The sequence below is a fragment of the Polyangium sp. 6x1 genome (assembly GCF_029946515.1).
Lineage (GTDB): Bacteria > Myxococcota_A > Polyangia > Polyangiales > Polyangiaceae > Polyangium.
This window is the reverse complement of sequence record NZ_JARZHH010000068.1, coordinates 1-17,408: the sequence shown is the minus strand read 5'-3', so window position 1 is coordinate 17,408 and position 17,408 is coordinate 1. Positions and strand designations below refer to the sequence as shown.

General features: G+C 70.9%; 11 protein-coding genes. 8 read left to right on the top strand and 3 right to left on the bottom strand.

The annotated features are described in order from the left end of the window. Positions 1-6 precede the first annotated feature (6 nt). On the bottom strand, positions 7-1,071 hold the full coding sequence (locus QHF85_RS40105) for a DUF4349 domain-containing protein (RefSeq protein WP_281332712.1): 1,065 nt from the start codon (positions 1,069-1,071) through the stop codon (positions 7-9). Between the two features lie 152 nt (positions 1,072-1,223). Here QHF85_RS40105 and QHF85_RS40100 point away from each other — a divergent pair, with 152 nt between their 5' ends. Next, positions 1,224-5,531, top strand: coding sequence for a DEAD/DEAH box helicase (locus QHF85_RS40100; RefSeq protein WP_281332711.1), 4,308 nt, complete (start codon positions 1,224-1,226; stop codon positions 5,529-5,531). Position 5,532: 1 nt separating this feature from the next. Here QHF85_RS40100 and QHF85_RS40095 read toward each other — a convergent pair whose 3' ends face one another. Beyond that, the gene (locus tag QHF85_RS40095; protein ID WP_281332710.1) at positions 5,533-9,054 is read right to left on the bottom strand and encodes a caspase family protein; all 3,522 of its coding nucleotides are present in this window, start codon (positions 9,052-9,054) and stop codon (positions 5,533-5,535) included. Between the two features lie 12 nt (positions 9,055-9,066). Next, positions 9,067-10,125 carry a class 1 fructose-bisphosphatase gene (gene fbp / locus QHF85_RS40090; protein WP_281332709.1) on the bottom strand — a complete coding sequence of 353 codons (1,059 nt, stop codon included), beginning with the start codon at positions 10,123-10,125 and terminating at the stop codon, positions 9,067-9,069. A gap of 150 nt (positions 10,126-10,275) precedes the next feature. Between fbp and QHF85_RS40085 the strand changes: the two genes are divergently transcribed. The 7 genes from QHF85_RS40085 to QHF85_RS40055 all read left to right on the top strand — a co-directional run bounded on the left by QHF85_RS40085 (position 10,276) and on the right by QHF85_RS40055 (position 16,586). Then, positions 10,276-11,211, top strand: a complete 936-nt coding sequence (locus QHF85_RS40085) for a class I fructose-bisphosphate aldolase (RefSeq protein WP_281332708.1) — start codon at positions 10,276-10,278, stop codon at positions 11,209-11,211. A gap of 196 nt (positions 11,212-11,407) precedes the next feature. Beyond that, complete coding sequence (locus tag QHF85_RS40080; RefSeq protein ID WP_281332707.1) at positions 11,408-12,889, top strand: leucyl aminopeptidase; 1,482 nt, start codon at positions 11,408-11,410, stop codon at positions 12,887-12,889. Positions 12,890-12,899: 10 nt separating this feature from the next. Further along, a complete protein-coding gene (gene ttcA / locus QHF85_RS40075; RefSeq protein WP_281332706.1) occupies positions 12,900-13,760 on the top strand; it encodes a tRNA 2-thiocytidine(32) synthetase TtcA in 861 nt (286 codons plus the stop codon). Positions 13,761-13,766: 6 nt separating this feature from the next. Then, positions 13,767-14,585 (top strand): hypothetical protein, encoded by an 819-nt coding sequence (locus tag QHF85_RS40070; protein ID WP_281332705.1) that lies wholly within the window; start codon positions 13,767-13,769, stop codon positions 14,583-14,585. 128 nt (positions 14,586-14,713) lie between these two features. Beyond that, the gene (locus QHF85_RS40065) at positions 14,714-14,893 is read left to right on the top strand and encodes a hypothetical protein (protein ID WP_281332704.1); all 180 of its coding nucleotides are present in this window, start codon (positions 14,714-14,716) and stop codon (positions 14,891-14,893) included. Next, complete coding sequence (locus QHF85_RS40060) at positions 14,890-15,927, top strand: peptidyl-prolyl cis-trans isomerase (protein WP_281332703.1); 1,038 nt, start codon at positions 14,890-14,892, stop codon at positions 15,925-15,927. The genes QHF85_RS40065 and QHF85_RS40060 overlap by 4 nt, the downstream gene beginning before the upstream one ends. Then, a complete protein-coding gene (locus QHF85_RS40055; RefSeq protein WP_281332702.1) occupies positions 15,924-16,586 on the top strand; it encodes a hypothetical protein in 663 nt (220 codons plus the stop codon). The genes QHF85_RS40060 and QHF85_RS40055 overlap by 4 nt, the downstream gene beginning before the upstream one ends. Positions 16,587-17,408 lie beyond the last annotated feature (822 nt).

Sequence of the window (17,408 nt, the reverse complement as noted above, 5' to 3'; positions counted from 1 at the left end):
CTTGCCTCAGCGAAGGGTCATCAGCGTCTCGAGGCCGACCCTCGAGAGCCAGTCGATGGGCAGGTCGATCGTGCGCGGCGGCGGGGGCGCGTTCGTGTTTTGTGCGACGACCTGCTGCTGCTTGGGCTTGGCCGAGACGTCGACGGTGATGGTCGAGAACGTCGCGCGGGCGCGGAGGAACCGCATGCGGCCTTCGATCTGATCGATCTCGCGGCCCACGCGCTCGAGCTCGTGCTCGACCTGCAGCGCGTCGTTCACGTTCGCCGCCTTTGCGAGGAACTCCTGCAGGCGCTTCTGCACGCTCTTCAGGTTCTGCAGCCGCACCTCGAGATCGTGGAACTCCTCGGACACGTCCTCGGCGCTCACGCTGCGGCGCTTCACCTCGCCGAGCTTCTCCAGCGCGTTGAGGGCGTCGCGGAAATGCCGCGAGGGCACGCGGATCACGACGCCCGCGTCCGAGCGCGAGGCGAGGTAGCCGCCGAACGACTCGGCCATGTCGATGACCTTGTCGATCGTCCCGGGGATGACCGTGGACTCCGCGACCTCCATGCCGACGCGGCCCGTGTAGATGAGCAGCGGCGCCGCGGGCTTCTCTTGCGCCTGCTGCGGCTCGGAAGCGCCCTCGGTCTTCTTGCCGGTCGGCGTGGGCTTCGCGCCCGTCGGGGGAGGCGTGGGTTGCTTCGGCGCGGCCGCGGGCGCGGCCATCGGGGCGCGCGCGCCGGGCGCCATCGGGGCAGGGGCGGGCGGAGGGCCGAGCGCCGTCGCCTTCGCGGCCGCGTCGGAGGAGCCGCCGAAGAAGCCTGAGTCGTCGGAGCTGCTCGAACTGTCGTAATCGCCGCCGCTGTCGGACATCGACGCGGGCGCGGGCGCGGGCATGTCCATCGGCATCGCGCCGCCGGCGGACGCGGGTGCGGATTCGGCCTGCGGGGCGGCGCCGCCGTAGTAGGCCGGCTGCGAGGGGTAGGCGGCGGCCGCGGGGGGCGCGGAGCCGCATCCGACCATGAAGAGGGACGTGGTGATCAACGTGAGCGCGGTGAGCCGCGCCCGGAGGGTCCGGAACACGTGGGGCATGCGAGATCTCCCGGAAGCCGACGAGAAACGAAGGCGCTGGTTCGAGCTTACACCCCTCCCTCTCGCTCGTGGGCCGTTGCGAACGGCCGGCTCCGGTCGGTCGCCGTCCCAGTGCGAAGGTTGGCCCGCCGCGGTAGCCTCCTGGCAAGCCCGTGTTCCACCCCCTCGTCGACGCCTGGTTCACCCGCCGCTTCGGGGCCGCGACGCCGGTGCAGGTCCGCGCCTGGCCCACGATCCAGCGAGGTGAGGACTGCCTCATCGCCGCCCCCACGGGCTCCGGCAAGACGCTGGCCGCGTTCCTCGCGTGCCTCGATCGCCTCGTGCGCGCGAGCGACGCGGGGACGCTCGCGGACCGGATCGAGGTCGTTTACGTCTCGCCGCTGAAGGCGCTGTCGAACGACGTTCAGAAGAACCTCGACGAGCCGATCGCGGAGCTCATCGCGCTCGCCGACGAGATGGGCCTCGCGCGGCCGGCGGTCCGCACGGCCGTGCGCACAGGCGACACGCCGGAGAAGGACCGGCGCAAGCTCTTCAAGAAGCCCCCGCACGTGCTGGTCACGACGCCGGAGTCGCTCTTCATCCTGCTCGGATCGGCCTCGGGGCGTCGCGCGCTTGGGAGCGTGCGCACCGTGATCGTGGACGAGATCCACGCGGTCGCGTCGGACAAGCGAGGCGCGCACCTCGCGTTGTCGATCGAGCGGCTCGAAGAGCTCGTGACGAGCGGCGGGGAAGCGCGCCCGCAGCGCGTGGGGTTGTCGGCGACGATGCGGCCGATCGAGGTCGCGGCGCGGATGCTCGTCGGCGCCGGGAGGCCGCCGCCGGAGATCGTCGACGCGGGCGTGCGCCGCGATCTCGACCTCGCGGTGGAGGTGCCGCGCGACGAGCTCGGGGCGGTCTGCACGATCGAGCAGTGGGAAGAGCTCTACGACCGCGTGGCGGAGATGTGCCGTTCCCACAAGTCGACGCTCGTCTTCGTGAACACGCGCAGGCTCGTCGAGCGCGTGGCGCTGCACCTCGGCGAGCGGCTCGGCGAGGAGGCCGTGGCCGCCCATCACGGCAGCCTCTCGCGTTCGCGGAGGCTCGCGGCGGAGCGCAGGCTCAAGGCCGGTGAGCTCAAGGTCGTCGTGGCGACGGCGTCGCTCGAGCTCGGCATCGACGTGGGCGCCGTGGAGCTCGTTTGCCTCGTGGGATCGCCGCGATCGATCGCCACGGCGCTCCAGAGGATCGGGCGCTCGGGCCACGCGCTCGCGGCGACGCCGAAGGGGCGGATGTTCCCGCTGACGCGCGATCAGCTCATCGAGTGCGCGGCGATCGTCCGGTCGGCGCGACGCGGCGAGATCGACCGCATCGCCATGCGCGACGCGCCGCTCGACGTGCTCGCGCAGCAGATCGTGGCGGCGTGCGCGTCGGGGGAGCGGGGCGAAGACGAGCTGTTCGAGCTCGTGCGGCGGGCGGCTCCCTACGAGAGGCTCACGCGCGCGGCGTTCGACGAGGTCGTGCAGATGCTCGCCGAGGGCGTGTCGGCGCGGCGCGGACGCGCGGGCGCGCTGCTCTTCCGGGACGGCGTGGGCCAGCGGCTCAAGGCGCGCCGCGGGGCTTCGATCGCCGCGCTCACGTCGGGCGGCGCGATCCCGGACAACGGCAACTACGACGTCGTGCTCGCGGACGGGACGAAGGTCGGCTCGGTCGACGAGGACTTTGCGATCGACTCGTCGGCCGGCGACGTCTTCCTCCTCGGATCGACGTCGTGGCGCATCCGCCGGATCGAGGCGGGCAAGGTGTGGGTCGAGGACGCGCCGGGCGCGCCGCCGACCGTGCCGTTCTGGTTCGGCGAGGGGCCGGCGCGCACGCGCGAGCTCTCCGCGGAGGTGGGCCTCTTGCGCGAGGAGGTCGCGCGCAGGCTCTTCGACGGGCGCGAGCCGGGCGAACCGGCGCGGCTCTGGGCGACGGCGGCGTGGCTCGAAGAGACGTGCGCGCTCGATCGCGCCGGCGCGGTCTTGCTCTGCGAGTACGTGGCCGCCGCGCGGTCCGCGCTCGGGGAGATGCCGTCGCAGAGCGTCGTCGTGGCCGAGCGGTTCTTCGACGAGGCGGGCGGGATGCAGCTCATCCTGCACGCGCCCTTCGGCGCGCGCATCAACCGCGCCTGGGGCCTCGCGTTGCGCAAGCGGTTCTGCCGGAGCTTCGACTTCGAGCTGCAAGCGGCGGCGACGGACGACGGCGTGCTGCTCTCGCTCGGCGCGCAGCACAGCTTCCCGCTCGAGGTGATCTTCGAGATGCTCCGGCCCGAGGGCGTGGTGGGCGTGCTCGAACAGGCCGCGCTGCAGGCGCCGATGTTCGGCACGCGCTTCCGGTGGAACGCGACGCGCGCGCTGCAGATCCTGCGCTTCTCCGGGGGGCGAAAGGTGCCGGCGCCGCTCGTGCGCATGCGCAGCGACGACCTCATCGCCGCGGTGTTCCCGGCGCAGCTCGGCTGCCAGGACAACCACGGGCGCGAGGCGATCCTCGAGATCCCGGATCACCCGCTCGTGCGCGAGACGATGCGCGACTGCCTGACGGAGGTGATGGACGCCGAGGGCCTCGCCGAGGTGCTCGAACGGATCCAGCGCGGCGAGATCCGCATCGCCTCGCGCGAGACGGCCGAGCCGAGCGTGCTGTCGCACGAGATCCTGAACGCGAACCCGTACGCCTTCCTCGACGACGCGCCGCTCGAAGAGCGACGGGCGCGCGCGGTCGCCGTGCGCCGCGGCCTGCCGGCGGAGATCGCGGACCGGATCGGCGGGCTCGATCCCGAGGCCATCGACGCCATCGTCGCGGAGGCCCGGCCCGTGGTGCGCGACGCGGACGAGCTGCACGATCTCCTGCTCGATCTCACGGCGCTCCCCGCGGAGGACGCGAGCGCGCTCGGATACGATCGGCTCCTCGACGTGCTCGTGGGCGCGCGTCGCGCCGCGAAGCTCGCGGGGCCGGGGATCGTCGGGGCCCTCTGGGTCGTGGCGGAGCGGCGGGATCGGGCGGCTTCGATCTGGCCCGCGGCGACGTTCACGCCTGCGCTCGTGTCGCCCGCGAAAGCCAGCGGTGAAGCGCCCGCAGAGGGGGAGCGTGAGGCCGCGATCGCGGGCCTCGTGCGCGGCTGGCTCGCCGTCCTCGGTCCGATCCAGGCGGCCATGCTCGCCGAGCGCCTGTCGATCGACGTCGCGGACATCGAGATCGCCCTCGCGCGCGTGGAGGCGGACGGCGTGGTCCTGCGCGGGAGGTTCTCGCCGGACCTCGAACCCGGTGCGATCGAGTGGTGTGATCGGCGCCTGCTCGCGCGGATCCATCGCCGCACCGTCGACGGCTTGCGGCGCGCGATCGAGCCGGCTTCGCCCGCCGAGCTCGTGCGTTTCCTCCTCGCGTGGCAGGGCGTGATCCCGGGGCAACGCGCGCACGGCGCCGCGGGGCTCGCGCGTGTCGTCGAGCAGCTCCAGGGCTTCGAGATCGCCGCGGGCGCGTGGGAGAGCGAGATCCTCCCCGCGCGCGTCGAGGCCTACGAGCCCTCGTGGCTCGACCTGCTCTGCTTGTCCGGCGAGGTCGCGTGGGGGCGCCTCTCGCCGCGCGCTTCGGCCGGCGGAGCGCCCACGCGGGCGGCGCCGATCACGCTCGCGCTCCGGCGGGATCTCGCTTGGCTGCTCGCGGAGCCGTCCGAGGCCCCGCCGCAAGCGACGCTCGGCGACGAGGGACTTTCTCTTGCCGCGCGGCGCGTCCTCGCCACGCTCGGCGCGGCGGGCGCGTCCTTCTTCGAGGACATCGTCCGGGCCACGGGCCTCGCGCGGCCCGAGGTCGAGGAGGCGCTTTGGGAGCTCGTCTCCGCCGGGCGGATCACGGGCGACGGGTTCGCCGGGCTCCGCGGCTTGCTCGGGCCCTCCCGCGCTCGTTCGAGCACCAAGCATTCACGCGGCGCGCCCGTTCTCGCGGCGGGCCGGTGGGCGCTCTTCCGCGCGCCCGCCCTCGCGGACGCGCCCCCCGCGGGCGACGTCGATCCGGCGGCGACGATCGAGGCCCACGCCCGGCAGCTCCTGCGGCGCTGGGGGATCGTCTTCCGCGAGCTCGTCGTCCGCGAGTCCCGCGCGCCGGCGTGGCGCGACCTCGCGCGTGTCTATCGCCGCCTGGAGATGCGAGGCGAGGTCCGCGGGGGCCGGCTCGTCGCGTCCTTCGTCGGAGAGCAATTCGCGCTGCCGGAGGCCCTCGAATCGCTGCGGGCCATCCGCAAGGCGCCGCTCCGCGGAGAGGTCGTGCGCCTCTCCGCGTGTGATCCGTTGAACCTCGTCGGGACGATCCTCCCGGGCGAGCGCGTGCCCTCGACGCTGTCGCACTTCGTCACGTACCGGGACGGAATGCCGATCGACGAACCCATCGACGCCGAGAAGGTTGGGCCTGCAAAGGTACGTAGGGGCGAACGGGCGCCTGCTCGCGCGGTTTGACCTACCGCGCCGCCGGCGCGACCATGAACTCGCCGAACAACTCGCGCCGCGCGACCCACGGCGTCTGCTTGCCGTTCGACGCTGCGCGCACCCGCTCGGTCACGTAGTCGACGAGCTCGTTCACCTCGATGGCGCCGCTGCGATCCCGATCGGGCGCCTCGCCATCGAGCGCTTCGAGCAGCGCGCTCGTGAAGAGCCCGTGCCCGCCCTGGAGATCCTTCCGCAACGGCTGCGGCTTCCCGTCCCAGGCGAGCTCGAGCCCGCGGCTCGCCCCTCTCGCCCCGTCCGGCGGCACCTCGTAGCTGAACTGCGATCCCCGCGCCGCCGAGAACACCAGCACGCCCGCGCGATCCCCCGCCGCGAGCTCCCGCGCGAGCGACTCGTTCGGCGCGACGACCTCCGTCGACACGTGCCCCGCGTGGCAAGCGTCGAGCATCATGAACACGCGCCCGCGCGCGCCGCGCAGCGCCTTCTCGATGCGATCCCACCCGATCCCGTGCTGGGTCGCGGCCTCGCGGGTGAACTCCGCCTGGCTCGTGAGGAAGAGCATCTTCGACTCGTCGAGCCGCGCCCCGTGGCCCGCGAAGAACACGACGGCGAGGTCGTCCGGGCGCATCCCCGCGAGCCCCGCGAGCGCCTCGTCCACGCGCCCCACGGTCACCTCCTCGTCGAGGAGCGTCGTCGCCAGGATGCGACCGAACGGGCGGTTCGGCCCGGCGAGGCGCGAGAGCGATGCCGCCACCGAGCGCGCGTCGTCGTCCGCGAATTCGAGCTGCTGCTCGGGTGACATGTTGGGATACCGGCTCACGCCGATCGACACCACGTGCAAGCTCGGCTTCTCCGCGAGGGGGGACGTCGACATGACGTCGAGCTGCTCGGGGTTGCTCGCGTAGCCGGCGGCGTCGTACGCGACGAGGCTCAGGCGGTTCCTGCCCGCGTGGAGCGGCACGTCGAGCGAGACGCGCCCCTCCGCGGCGCACACGAGCTGATCGGCCGCGGGTTTGCCGTCGACGAAGACGCGGACGCGATCGACACGCGAGGGGCTCGTCGCGACCACGTCGAGCTTGAGACGATCGCCCGTCGTCTGGATCGTTCCTCGCGGGGCCGGCGCTTCGACGCGGAGCCTCGGCGGCCGCGCGAGCGAGGCCGGCGCCGGCGCCTCTTCACCGCCGAGGCTCCGCTCCACGAGGTCCGGCCGCTCGAACCGGGCGGCGAAGCGCTCGAACGTGAAGCCCTCCAGGGGATCCGCGAACATCCACGCGACGCTTCGTGCTCCATCGATGCTCGATCGATAGGCGCCGGACGGCGTCGCCGACACCCACTCCCCGTTCGGCGTGGAGACCAGCGTCATGACGACCTCGCCGCGCTCCGTGACGATGGCCGTCGCGCCCCCGTTGCCGCTGAGGAGGAAGAGGTCTCGCTTGGGGGCCACGGTGATCGCGGAGATCTCGTTGTCCGCGAGCGCGAGGCGCGCCCGCACGGCGAAGCTCGACGCGTCGAGCACGGCGGGCTTGAGCCCCCCCACGACGATCGCCCCCTTGTGCCATCGCACGGCCCCGTCCGTCTCCGGCTTGTGCACCTTCCGCACGCGGCCCGTGCCGGCGTCGATCTCCATCAGCACGGACACGAAGTGCTGCACGCCGCCCTTGTTCGTCTCCAGCCGCCGCGTCGACATGACGACCGTCTTTCCGTCGGGCGAGAAGGCGGCGTGAGAGCGATCGACGTCCATCCCTCCATCCGGCCGCTTCGCGACGGCGAACGGGATCGTCTGAAGCTTGGTGGTCCAATCGATCTTCCCCGTGTCCGTGCGCAGGGACGTGAGCGTGTCTCCGCCGCCCCCGACGAGGTGCAGGCCGTCCGCGGAGAGCGCGAAGAACTTCAGGTCCGACGCGAGCTTGGCGAGGACGCGCCCTTGGGGCCGCGCGATCTCCCCGGAGGGGACCTTGGGCACGGGCGGCAGCGGCCCGCGGAGATCCCACCGCTCCACGGCCACGTCGTGCTTCTCGTCGATCACCGGCGCCCCGCCCGGGCCCTTCTTGCTCGTCATTTTCCGATCCGTCTGCACGCGCACGGTGAGCAGCTCCTCGCTCGTCGGCAGGAACTCCGCGAAACGCACGAACGCTCCGGACTGCAAGATCCAGCGGCGGAGCGTCTGTCCGCGCGCGGTCTCGCGCACGCGCACCTCGAAGCCGCCCGTCGACGAGGCGAGCTGCTCCCCGTTCGGCGCGTACGACAGCGCCATGATCCGCCCCGACTCCCGCTCGTTTCCGCTGATGCCGGGCTGCGGCTTGCCGCTCTTGAGATCCCAGCGCGTGAGATCGCCGTTGAACGCGCCGGTGGCGAGCTCGCTCCCGTCGGGCCGCGCGGCGACCGACTCGATGGATCGAGGAGCCCCCTCGATCGTGCGCACCGCGCGCATCGTCTGCACGTCCCGCACCTCGATGCTCGTGCCCTCGGCGAGGTGGCTTCGGGCCGTCACGAGCGTCGAACCATCGCGGCTCGCGGCGACGAGCTCACCCCGCGGCGGTTCGTGCGTGTGGAGCGCGACGGCCTGCGCGTCGGGGAGGGTGAACGCCGAGGCGTGCCCGGTCATGAGATCGACCGCCCAGAGCCGCCCGCCCGCGGCCGACGCGTCTCTGTATCGACCTGGAAGGACGCGCGGCGCGCCGCCCTTCGCGAGCGGGAACAACGTGACCGACCCGCCTGCGCTCACCGAGACGACGACCTCGGGCGTGAGCGCGACGCGCAGCGGCGTGTCCCCGAGCCCGCTCCCCAGCGGGAACCGATGCGTGACGGTGCCGGTCGCGACGTCGACGACGACGATCTCCCCGGGGTAGGCCACCGCGACGCGCTGGCCCTCGGCGTCGTGCGTGAGCGCGAGCGCGCTCGGGGTCTTCGCGCCGATGGCAATCTCTTTCTTCGTGCTGCCCGTCTTCGCGTCGAAGAGCGTGAGTTTGTCCGCGGCCATGGCGAGCCACGTGCCGTCCGGGGAGAGCTGGAAAGCGCCGTGGAGCGGCAATGTGACGCGCGGGCTCTTCGGTTTGTCGAGGTCGACCACCTGCACCATGAGCCCGTCGGGGGTCCCGTCCGGCGCGTAGTACGCGAGGCGCTTGCCATCCGCGCTGATCGACAGGTCGTGCACGAAGTATCCGGCCGTCACGAACCGCGTGAGGAGGAGTCCCGCGCGCAGATCCCACACGCGCACCGTCCCGTCCTGCGCGCCCGACGCGAGCTTGCTGCCATCGCTGCTCAGCGCGATCCGCTGGATCGGCCGCTCGTGACCGTTCTGCAGGAGGAACGTCGGCTTGCTCGGCGCGCCGTCGGCCGGGGGCGCGGCATCCGGGCATGTGGGCAGCGGCGCGTCGGCGTCCGCAGGCGCCCCCGGGATGCGAGGCGTGGCCTTCGCTTGCGCGGACGGAGGTCGCGCCTGGGGCGCGGGCTGCACCGTCGTGTTGCAGCCGGCAGCGACGACGAGGGACGCGGCGAGCGCGCGGAAGACGTTTCGGAGCGGGGACCGGGCCACGGCCCGAGGGTACTATCGGTCGCCGCGCACGAACGACTCGAAGATCTCGACGTCGCGGGGCGAGCCGAGGACCAGGGGCACGCGCTGGTGCAGCTCCGTCGGCGTGATGTCGAGGATCCGCGAGGTGCCCGTCGTCGCCTTGCCGCCGGCGGCCTCGAACACGAACGCGAACGGGTTGGCCTCGTAGAGCAGCCGCAGCTTGCCCTGCTTGTTCTTCCGATCGGCCGGGTAGGCGAAGACGCCGCCCTTCATCAGCGTCCGGTGCGCGTCGGCCACGAGCGACCCCACGTACCGCGCGCCGTACGGCCTCCCCGTCGCCTTGTCCTCCTCCTTGAGCCACGCGTTCCAGCGCCGCACCTCGTCGGACCAGTACGTGCTGTTGCCCTCGTTGATCGAGTAGAGCGACGCCTGCTCCGGGATGCGAATGTTCTCGTGCGAGAGGAAAAACTCGCCGACCGTCGGATCGTACGTGAACCCGTGCACGCCGCCGTGGCCCGTCGTGATCACGAGCATCGTCGACGATCCGTAGAGGATGTATCCGGCCGCCACGAGATCACGCCCGGGCCGCAGGAAGTCCTGCTCGGTCGCGCCCTCGGCGTCCGACTCCTTGCGCAGCACGCCGAAGATCGTGCCGATCGAGATGTTCACGTCGATGTTCGACGAGCCGTCGAGCGGGTCGAAGACGACGAGGTACTTGGCGCGCCGATCGGTCGACGTGATCCGGATCGAGTCGAGCTCCTCGCTGGCGACGGCGGCGCAATGCCTGCGGCGCCCGAGCACGCTGAGGAGCGTCTCGTTCGCCTCCTCGTCGAGCTTCTGCACGAGCTCGCCCTGAACGTTCGTCTGGCCCGTGTACCCGAGCAGCCGCGCGAGGCCGGCGCGGCGCACCTTGGCGGTCACGAGCTTCGCGGCGAGGCCGATCTGGTTGAGGAGCGACGTGAACGTCCCGGTCGCCGCCGGGAACCCGAGCTGTCCTTCGAGGATGAACGTTTCCAGCGTGATGCCGACGCGGGAAGGTCCTTCCGACGGCGGGGCCCAGCTCTCGAGCCGCTTGTCCGAACTCGTGGTCATCGTGTTTCCCCTCGGGGGCTGCCGTCTACCACGGCCCCACGCCCGACGTCGTCCGATTCCGGAGCTCCGGTGTTCGTTGCGGAAGAGCCGTTCGCGGCCTAGCCTCCCGAACCGTGCCCGCGCGCCGGGCGAAACCCACCGGAGACGACCATGGCTCTCACCGATCGCGTCAAGCAGATCCTCTCTTGGTACTCCTCGGAAAACCCCGGTACCCAGACGAACCTCGTGCGCCTGCTGAACCACGGCGGGCTCGCGGGTACGGGCAAACTCGTGATCCTGCCCGTGGATCAGGGCTTCGAGCATGGCCCGGTGCGGTCGTTCGCGCCGAACCTCGAGGCGAACGATCCCGACTACCACTTCCAGCTCGCCATCGACACCGGCTGCAACGCGTACGCCGCGCCGCTCGGCTTCCTCGAGGCCGGCGCCGCCAAGTTCGCGGGCCAGATCCCGCTCATCCTCAAGCTCAACAACAGCGACTCCCTCGGCAAACCCGAGCACCCGATCTCGGCCGTCACGGGCTCGGTCGAGGACGCGCTGCGCCTCGGCTGCGTCGGCATCGGCTACACGATTTACCCGGGCTCCGGCGCTCGGAACAAAATGTACGAGGACCTCCGGGAGATCACGCTCGAGGCCAAGCGCAAGGGCCTCGTCGTCATCGTCTGGTCGTACGCGCGCGGCTCGATGTCGAAGGCCGGCGAGACGGGCATCGACATCATCTCCTACGCCTCGCACATCGCGGCCGAGCTCGGCGCGCACATCGTGAAGGTCAAGCCTCCGACGGCGCACATCGAGCAGGAGGAGGCGCAGAAGATGTACCAGAAGTACAACATCCCGATCGCGACGCTCCCTGAACGGATCCGCCACGTCATTCAGTCGACGTTCAACGGCCGGCGCATCGTCATCTTCTCGGGCGGCGAGGCGAAGGGCATGGACGCCGTGCTGAGCGAGGTGCGCGAGCTCGCCGCGGGCGGCTCGTTCGGCTCGATCATGGGGCGCAACGCGTTCCAGAGGCCCCGCGCGGAAGGGGCCGAGCTCCTCACGAACGTGATCCGCATCTACAAGGAAGCTTCCGCCGCAGGCCGCTGAGCGCGCCAGCACCCGTGCGCTGGTTTGCCGCAGCGCGGCGATGCACCCCGGAGCGGCGCGCGTCACATCGAATGACGCGCGCCGTCCATCCCCGTAAAACCCACGAGACGATCGGTCGACGTTGCCTGCGTCTCGTGATTAGATGCGCGCCCCGACGACCCCGAGGGGTCTCGCACGCAATCGTCCAGGAGAACGCATGTCCATCAAGCTTTCCGTCGTTTCCCAGGACCCGCTTCGGATCGACGCCGACGTCGCCGTCATCGGCGTGCCCGAGGGGGCCACGACGAAGGAGGGCATCCTCGCGCAGCTCGAGAAGGCGCTCGGTCCGGTCGTCGCCCGCCTCGTCAAACGTGAGGATTTCACGGGGAAAAAGGACCAGACGCTCGATCTGCAGACGAACGGCGCGCTCCCGGCGCACCGTGTTCTCCTGATGGGCCTCGGCAAGGCCACCGTCACCGACGTCGAGGTTCGCCTCCTCGCGGCCAAGGGCGCGCGGCTCGCGCTCGGCGGCAAGGCCGAGTCGCTCACGATCGCGCTGCCCGAGGGCGTCGCGCACGCCGCACGCGCGGCGGCCGAGGGCGCGGTGCTCGGCGGCTACCGCTTCACGAGCTTCCTGACGGGCGATCGCATCCCGAAGACGAACCTCGCGCGCGTCACGCTCACGACGACGGGCCGCGTGAGCAAGGCCGATCGTGACGGCGCGGCGCTCGGCCAGAAGGTCGGCGAATCCGTGTGCATCGCGCGCGACCTCATCAATACGCCTCCGAACGAGCTCTACCCCGAGAAGCTCGCGAAGGCGGCCGAGGAGGTCGCCAAGGCGAACGGCCTCGAGTGCAAGATCTTCGACAAGGCGCAGCTCACGAAGCGCGGCATGAAGCTCATCCTGGCCGTCGGCCAGGGCAGCGCGCGGGATCCGCGGCTCGTGCACCTGACGTACAAGCCGGCGAAGCCCGCGAAGAAGAAGCTCGTCTTCGTCGGCAAGGGCCTCACGTTCGACAGCGGCGGCCTCTGCATCAAGCCCGCGCAGGGCATGGAAGAGATGAAGGGCGACATGGGCGGCGCGGCCAACGTGATCGCGCTCATGGCAGCCGTCGCCGCCACGAAGCCCTCGGTCGAGGTGCACGGCATCATCGGTTCGGCCGAGAACATGCCCGACGGCAACGCCTACCGGCCGGGCGACGTCTTCGGCTCGCTCGATGGCAAGACCGTCGAGATCATCAACACGGACGCCGAGGGCCGCCTCGTCCTCGCGGACTGCCTCGCGTACGCCCGCGGGCTCGACCCCGACCTCATCCTCGACAACGCCACGCTCACCGGCGCGTGCGTCGTCGCGCTCGGCCCCACGGTCTCGGGCTACTTCACGAACCGCGAGGAGCTCGCCGATCAGTTCCGCAAGGCGGCGAAGGCGGCGGGCGAGTCGACGTGGCAGCTGCCGCTCGTGGAGGAGCTGCGCGAGGGCCTGAAGAGCGACTGGGCGGACATCAAGCACACCGCCGATCGCTGGGGCGGCTCGATCACGGCCGCGCTCTTCCTGCGCGAGTTCGTCGGCGATCGCGCGTGGATCCACGTGGACATCGCCGGCCCCTCGCTTGCGAACAAGCCCTACGGCATCTACCCCAAGGGGGGCACGGGCCACGGGGTCCTCACGTTCCTCCGGCTCATCGAAGAGCTCTCCTGAAACGCTCGCTGTGAACCTACGCCGCAAGCTCGCGCGGGCGATGTCCCGCGCGATCTCCGACTTCAAGATGCTCTCCGACGGTGACCGCGTCCTCTGCGCGGTCTCGGGCGGCAAGGACAGCTACGCGATGCACGACCTGCTCGTGGATCTCGCGCGCCGAGCCCCCGTGCGTTTCAGCGTCGTCGCGGTGAACATCGACCAGGGGCACCCGGGCTACCCGGGCCACCTCTTGCGCGACTACATGGCCTCGCGCGGGCACGAGTTCGTGATGATCAACGAGGACACCTACTCGATCGTCACGGACAAGATCCCCGAGGGCAAGACGTACTGCTCGCTCTGCTCGCGCCTGCGCCGCGGCATCCTCTATCGCATCGCGCAGGAGATGGGCTGCACGAAGATCGCGCTCGGCCACCACCGCGACGACGCGATCACGACCTTGATGCTGAACCTCGTCTTCGCCGGGCAGCTCAAGGCCATGCCGCCGAAGCTCGTCGCGGACGACGGCAAGAACGTCGTCATCCGCCCGCTCATCTTCTGCGCGGAGGACGACCTCGCGGCGTTCGCGGCCGAAGAGAAGTTCCCGATCCTGCCGTGCGACCTCTGCGGCTCGCAGGAGAACCTCCAGCGCAAGGCGATCAGCCGCCTGCTCGCCGACCTCGACGCGCGTTGCCCCGGCGCGCGGCGCAACATGCTCGCGGCGCTCGGCAACGTGCGGCCGAGCCACCTCTTCGACAGCGGCCTCTGGCAGAAGCTCGGCCTCGAAGTCGCGCGAGAAGACGGCGGCGAGGCTTCGGCCGCGCTCGCGGGCGACGAGGACGACGTCGGCGGCTTCGTCCCGCTGTCGAGGCTCTCCGATCGGAGTATCGTGTAAGCACGCATGGTCGATGATCCGGAGCCGCGAGCGAGCGAGACCGACCACGAAGGGGCCCTCGCGGAGCCGCTGAAGGCCGCCCCGGCCCGCGCCCTCGCGCCTCGAGACGAGGGGCCCGTCGCGCGCCTCGTCGCCGAGATTCGCGCCGGAGATTCTCCCGGACAAACCCTGCTCGCCACGTTCGTCGCCTGGTCGACCACCGTCGCGCCCGCCGCGCTCTCGCGCTCCGCGGCGCGCCCTGCTGCGTTCGTCGCCGTCGTCGGCCTCCTCGCCGGCCTCGCGGGCCCGCTCTTTCGGAGCAGCCGCCCGACGCTCTCGCGTCACGTCGGCATCACTGCGTTCCTCGCGCTGACGACGGGCGCGTGGCTCCTCGGATCTCCTGCGCTCACGCCCGCGCGCCTCGATCCTTTGCGCGCGTCGGTCGGCGCGATCGCGTGGGGCGCGTTCGCGCTGTCGTGGCGGGAGCGCTGGGAGACGGGCCCGTCGAAGCCCGATGCGCCGCGTGAGCCGGACGCGCCGCTCCTGCAAGCGCGCTCGACGTTGCCGGGCGGCGCGATCCCCATCGCGACCGTCGGCATCGTCGCGGGGCTCGTGTACCTCGTCCTCGCGTGGCACGTGCGTGATGGAGATCGCGCGCTCGCCGCGCAGGCTGTCGCGGTCGCTTGTGCGGTCGCCATCAGCGCCGTCGGGGCGACGGTGGCCGTGGATCGTGGCAAGCGCTCGTCGAGGTCCTCGCGACGCATGACGCCTGCGGCCGGCAAAGCGCTCCTCATGCTCGTGGTTTTCGTGGTGGCGGGGGTCGCCGTCATCCTGATGCGCCGGTAGTCGCCTGGCGGACGAGTCCAGGCGTTCGGTGGGGTCGCGGTGCATTCTCGACGGCTTTTCCCCGTGTTCGGGGACGTTCCGGGCCGGTCCTGCCCCACAGGGCGGGCGCGCCGAGGTATGCTCCCATCGTGTCTCGCGCGATTGACGCCTTCGCAGTGCTTCTGCTCTTCGCAGCGGCCACTGCCTTTGGGTTCGGCGTTCATGCGCTCGGCCTGCGCGACGACTTCAAGGCGGTCTACCTCCTCGTGATCGGAGGCCTCTCCTTGCGAGCGTCGACGGAGCTTTTGCGCCCGCGGGGGGGTGGATGAGCGTGCGCGCGGGCGTGCTGCGCGAAGGGCGTGGGCGCTGCGCGCCGCGGCTCGTGTCGCTCGTGTCGCTCGTGTCGCTCGTGGCAACCGCGGCGGGGTGTGGCGGTTCGGGGGGTCCTTCGGGGCCGCCGCCCGAGCGAGCCGCGCTTGCCGCGGGCACGGTCGCGCGTGTCGGACAGGAAGAGGTGCACGAAGGCACGGTCTCGCGCATCGCGACGAGCCAGCGGATCGACGCCACGGCGGCGCGGGACCTCGCGATTCGGGACGCGCTCTTCGCGAGCGAGGCCAGGTCGCGCGGCGCGTCGAACGATCCAGATCTCGATCGTCGTGTGAGCGCGGCGCTCGCGCGTCGGCTTTTGCATCAGCTCCTCGCGGAGGCGGATCGCCTGGGGCCGGTGACGGACGCGGAGCTCGAGCGGGTGATGGCGCGTCGGTGGCTCGAGCTCGATCGCCCGGAGGGGTTTCGCACCGTGCATGCGGTCGTGCGGCTCGCGGAGAACGCGGACGCGGCGACGCGGAGCCGGGCCGAGGTCGTGGCGCGCGCGATCCGCGAGGCCGTGCTGCCGGTCGGGAAGGAGGCGCGCACGATCGCGCGCCCGCAGGCGACGCGCCCGTTCGAGGACGTGAACGATCCGATCGTCGCCTCGTTTCGCAGCGCCGTCGACGGCGTCGACAAGGATGGATTCGAGATCGTCGTGGAGGCGCTCGCGCCGGTCACGGCGGATGGACGCTTGGTCCGCCCCGAAGGCGGCATGCTGGTGGAATCATTTGCGCGCGCGGCGAGCGCGCTCGAGGCGCGCGGCGACACGAGCCCCCTCGTGCCCACGTCGTATGGCGTGCACGTCATCGTCTTGCTCGAGCGCACGCCCGCGCAGAGCGTCCCCTTGGAGGAGCGACGGAGGCTCGTGCGTGACGAGGTCGTGTGGGGTCGCGCGAGTGCGGCGCGGTCGAAGCTCCTCGAGGGGCTCAGGCGTGATGTCCTCGTCGACCGGAGCGCGGAGTCGCTCCTCGCCCTGGTCCCGATCGAGCGATGAGCGAACGCACGCGATCCCGCCGTCCTCGTCCTGCGCCTCCGCCGCGTGATCAGGAGGCGACGACCTTCACGACGATCCTCGAGCGCCTCGTGCGGGCCTTGCCCAGCGCGAAGGGCGCGACGCTCGTCGACGCGGAGGGCGAGACCGTCGACTACTTCGGCGTCCTCGATCCGTTCGACCTCAAAGTTGCTTCGGCGCACTGGCAGATCGTGCTCGGGGAGCTCCGGGAGACGCCGAACTTCGCGTCGCCCAAGCAGATCACGGTCCGCGCGCGCGGCCGTGGGTACCTCGTGCGGCAGCTCCCGGAGGGCTATGCCCTCCTCGTCGTCTTTCATCCGCGCGCGGTGTTTGCCGCGTCCGAGCGCACGCTCGAGGAGATCGAGGCGCAGCTCTACGCGGAGGCGGGTTGGTCGCGGCCGCAGGGCAGCACGAAGTGGTTCCGCGTCGACGTCGAGACGATGCCGCCCGATCACTCGCGACCGCGGCGGCTTCGGGCGGCGGGCGGCTGGCAGCCCATCGAGGTGATGGGGGCGATGGTGGGGCTTCGCGGGCGGGAAAAAGGTTTCCGCGTACGTCTTCCGAGCGGCGCGGAGATGCTCCTCGTGCGCGAGTGCCGGGGCCGCTGGTTCGCGGACGAGCACGTCGAGGAGCTCATCTGAGTTCGCGCCCGTTCGTCTTGGCTGTGGTTTTCGCGGAGAAACCCCCGGCCGGATAAGGTGGACGGAAAAAAAGCGTTCTGGTTGTTGACAGGAGGGGAGGGGTGAGTAGAGTCGCCCTCCCCAACGCGACGGCGGTGCTGCCGCGAAGGGGCTGCCGAGGGCCAGCGCCCCGGTTCTTCTGTGAGAAGGAGCGAGTACAGCTCGCACCTTCGCCCCGCGAAAGGCGGGGAAAGCGGAAGAGACGGGACGCAAAAAAAGGTGACGAGGCAGTTGACAGGCGGAACTCGATGAGTAAAGTCCGCCCCCCTCGACGCGACGGCGTGAGTCGCCGCGGAGGGGCCACCGAGGGCCAGCGCCCCGGTTCTTCAGCTCGATAGGGTGAGGTTCGCCTCGCTCTCTCCTTCTCGCAAGAGGAAGAGAAAAAGCGGAAGAGACGGGACGCGAAAAAAAAGGCAACAAGGTGGTTGACAGGCGGAACTCGATGAGTAGAATCCGCCGCCCCGAAGCAAAGGGCACCGCGATGAGCGGTCCCGAGCAACGGGAGAGACGGTCGAAAAAGAAAACGACCGACTCGAAATGAATGGTTGACACGGCGCCGAGAGGCAACTAGATCAACCGCCCTCGCCGAGACAAACGAGTCGCGAAAGCGACCCGGACGAACGGCGAGATGACAGAACGAAGGAATGGCAGAACTATCTGCCGAAAGCCTTCGGCTCGGTCCTTGAAAACTGGATTGTACGCAACACGCAATAACGTGTGGTGACGTGGCCCTCGCCTCGAACCTGCGCAAGCACGGTTCAGGCAACACGTCATGCCAATAAG

Excerpts from the sequence above, each read along its gene's own strand:
- QHF85_RS40105 (WP_281332712.1), bottom strand. The coding sequence starts at position 1,071 with ATGCCCCACGTGTTCCGGACCCTCCGGGCGCGGCTCACCGCGCTCACG.
- fbp (WP_281332709.1), bottom strand. The coding sequence starts at position 10,125 with ATGACCACGAGTTCGGACAAGCGGCTCGAGAGCTGGGCCCCGCCGTCG.
- QHF85_RS40085 (WP_281332708.1), top strand. The coding sequence starts at position 10,276 with ATGGCTCTCACCGATCGCGTCAAGCAGATCCTCTCTTGGTACTCCTCG.
- QHF85_RS40080 (WP_281332707.1), top strand. The coding sequence starts at position 11,408 with ATGTCCATCAAGCTTTCCGTCGTTTCCCAGGACCCGCTTCGGATCGAC.
- QHF85_RS40070 (WP_281332705.1), top strand. The coding sequence starts at position 13,767 with ATGGTCGATGATCCGGAGCCGCGAGCGAGCGAGACCGACCACGAAGGG.
- QHF85_RS40060 (WP_281332703.1), top strand. The coding sequence starts at position 14,890 with ATGAGCGTGCGCGCGGGCGTGCTGCGCGAAGGGCGTGGGCGCTGCGCG.
- QHF85_RS40055 (WP_281332702.1), top strand. The coding sequence starts at position 15,924 with ATGAGCGAACGCACGCGATCCCGCCGTCCTCGTCCTGCGCCTCCGCCG.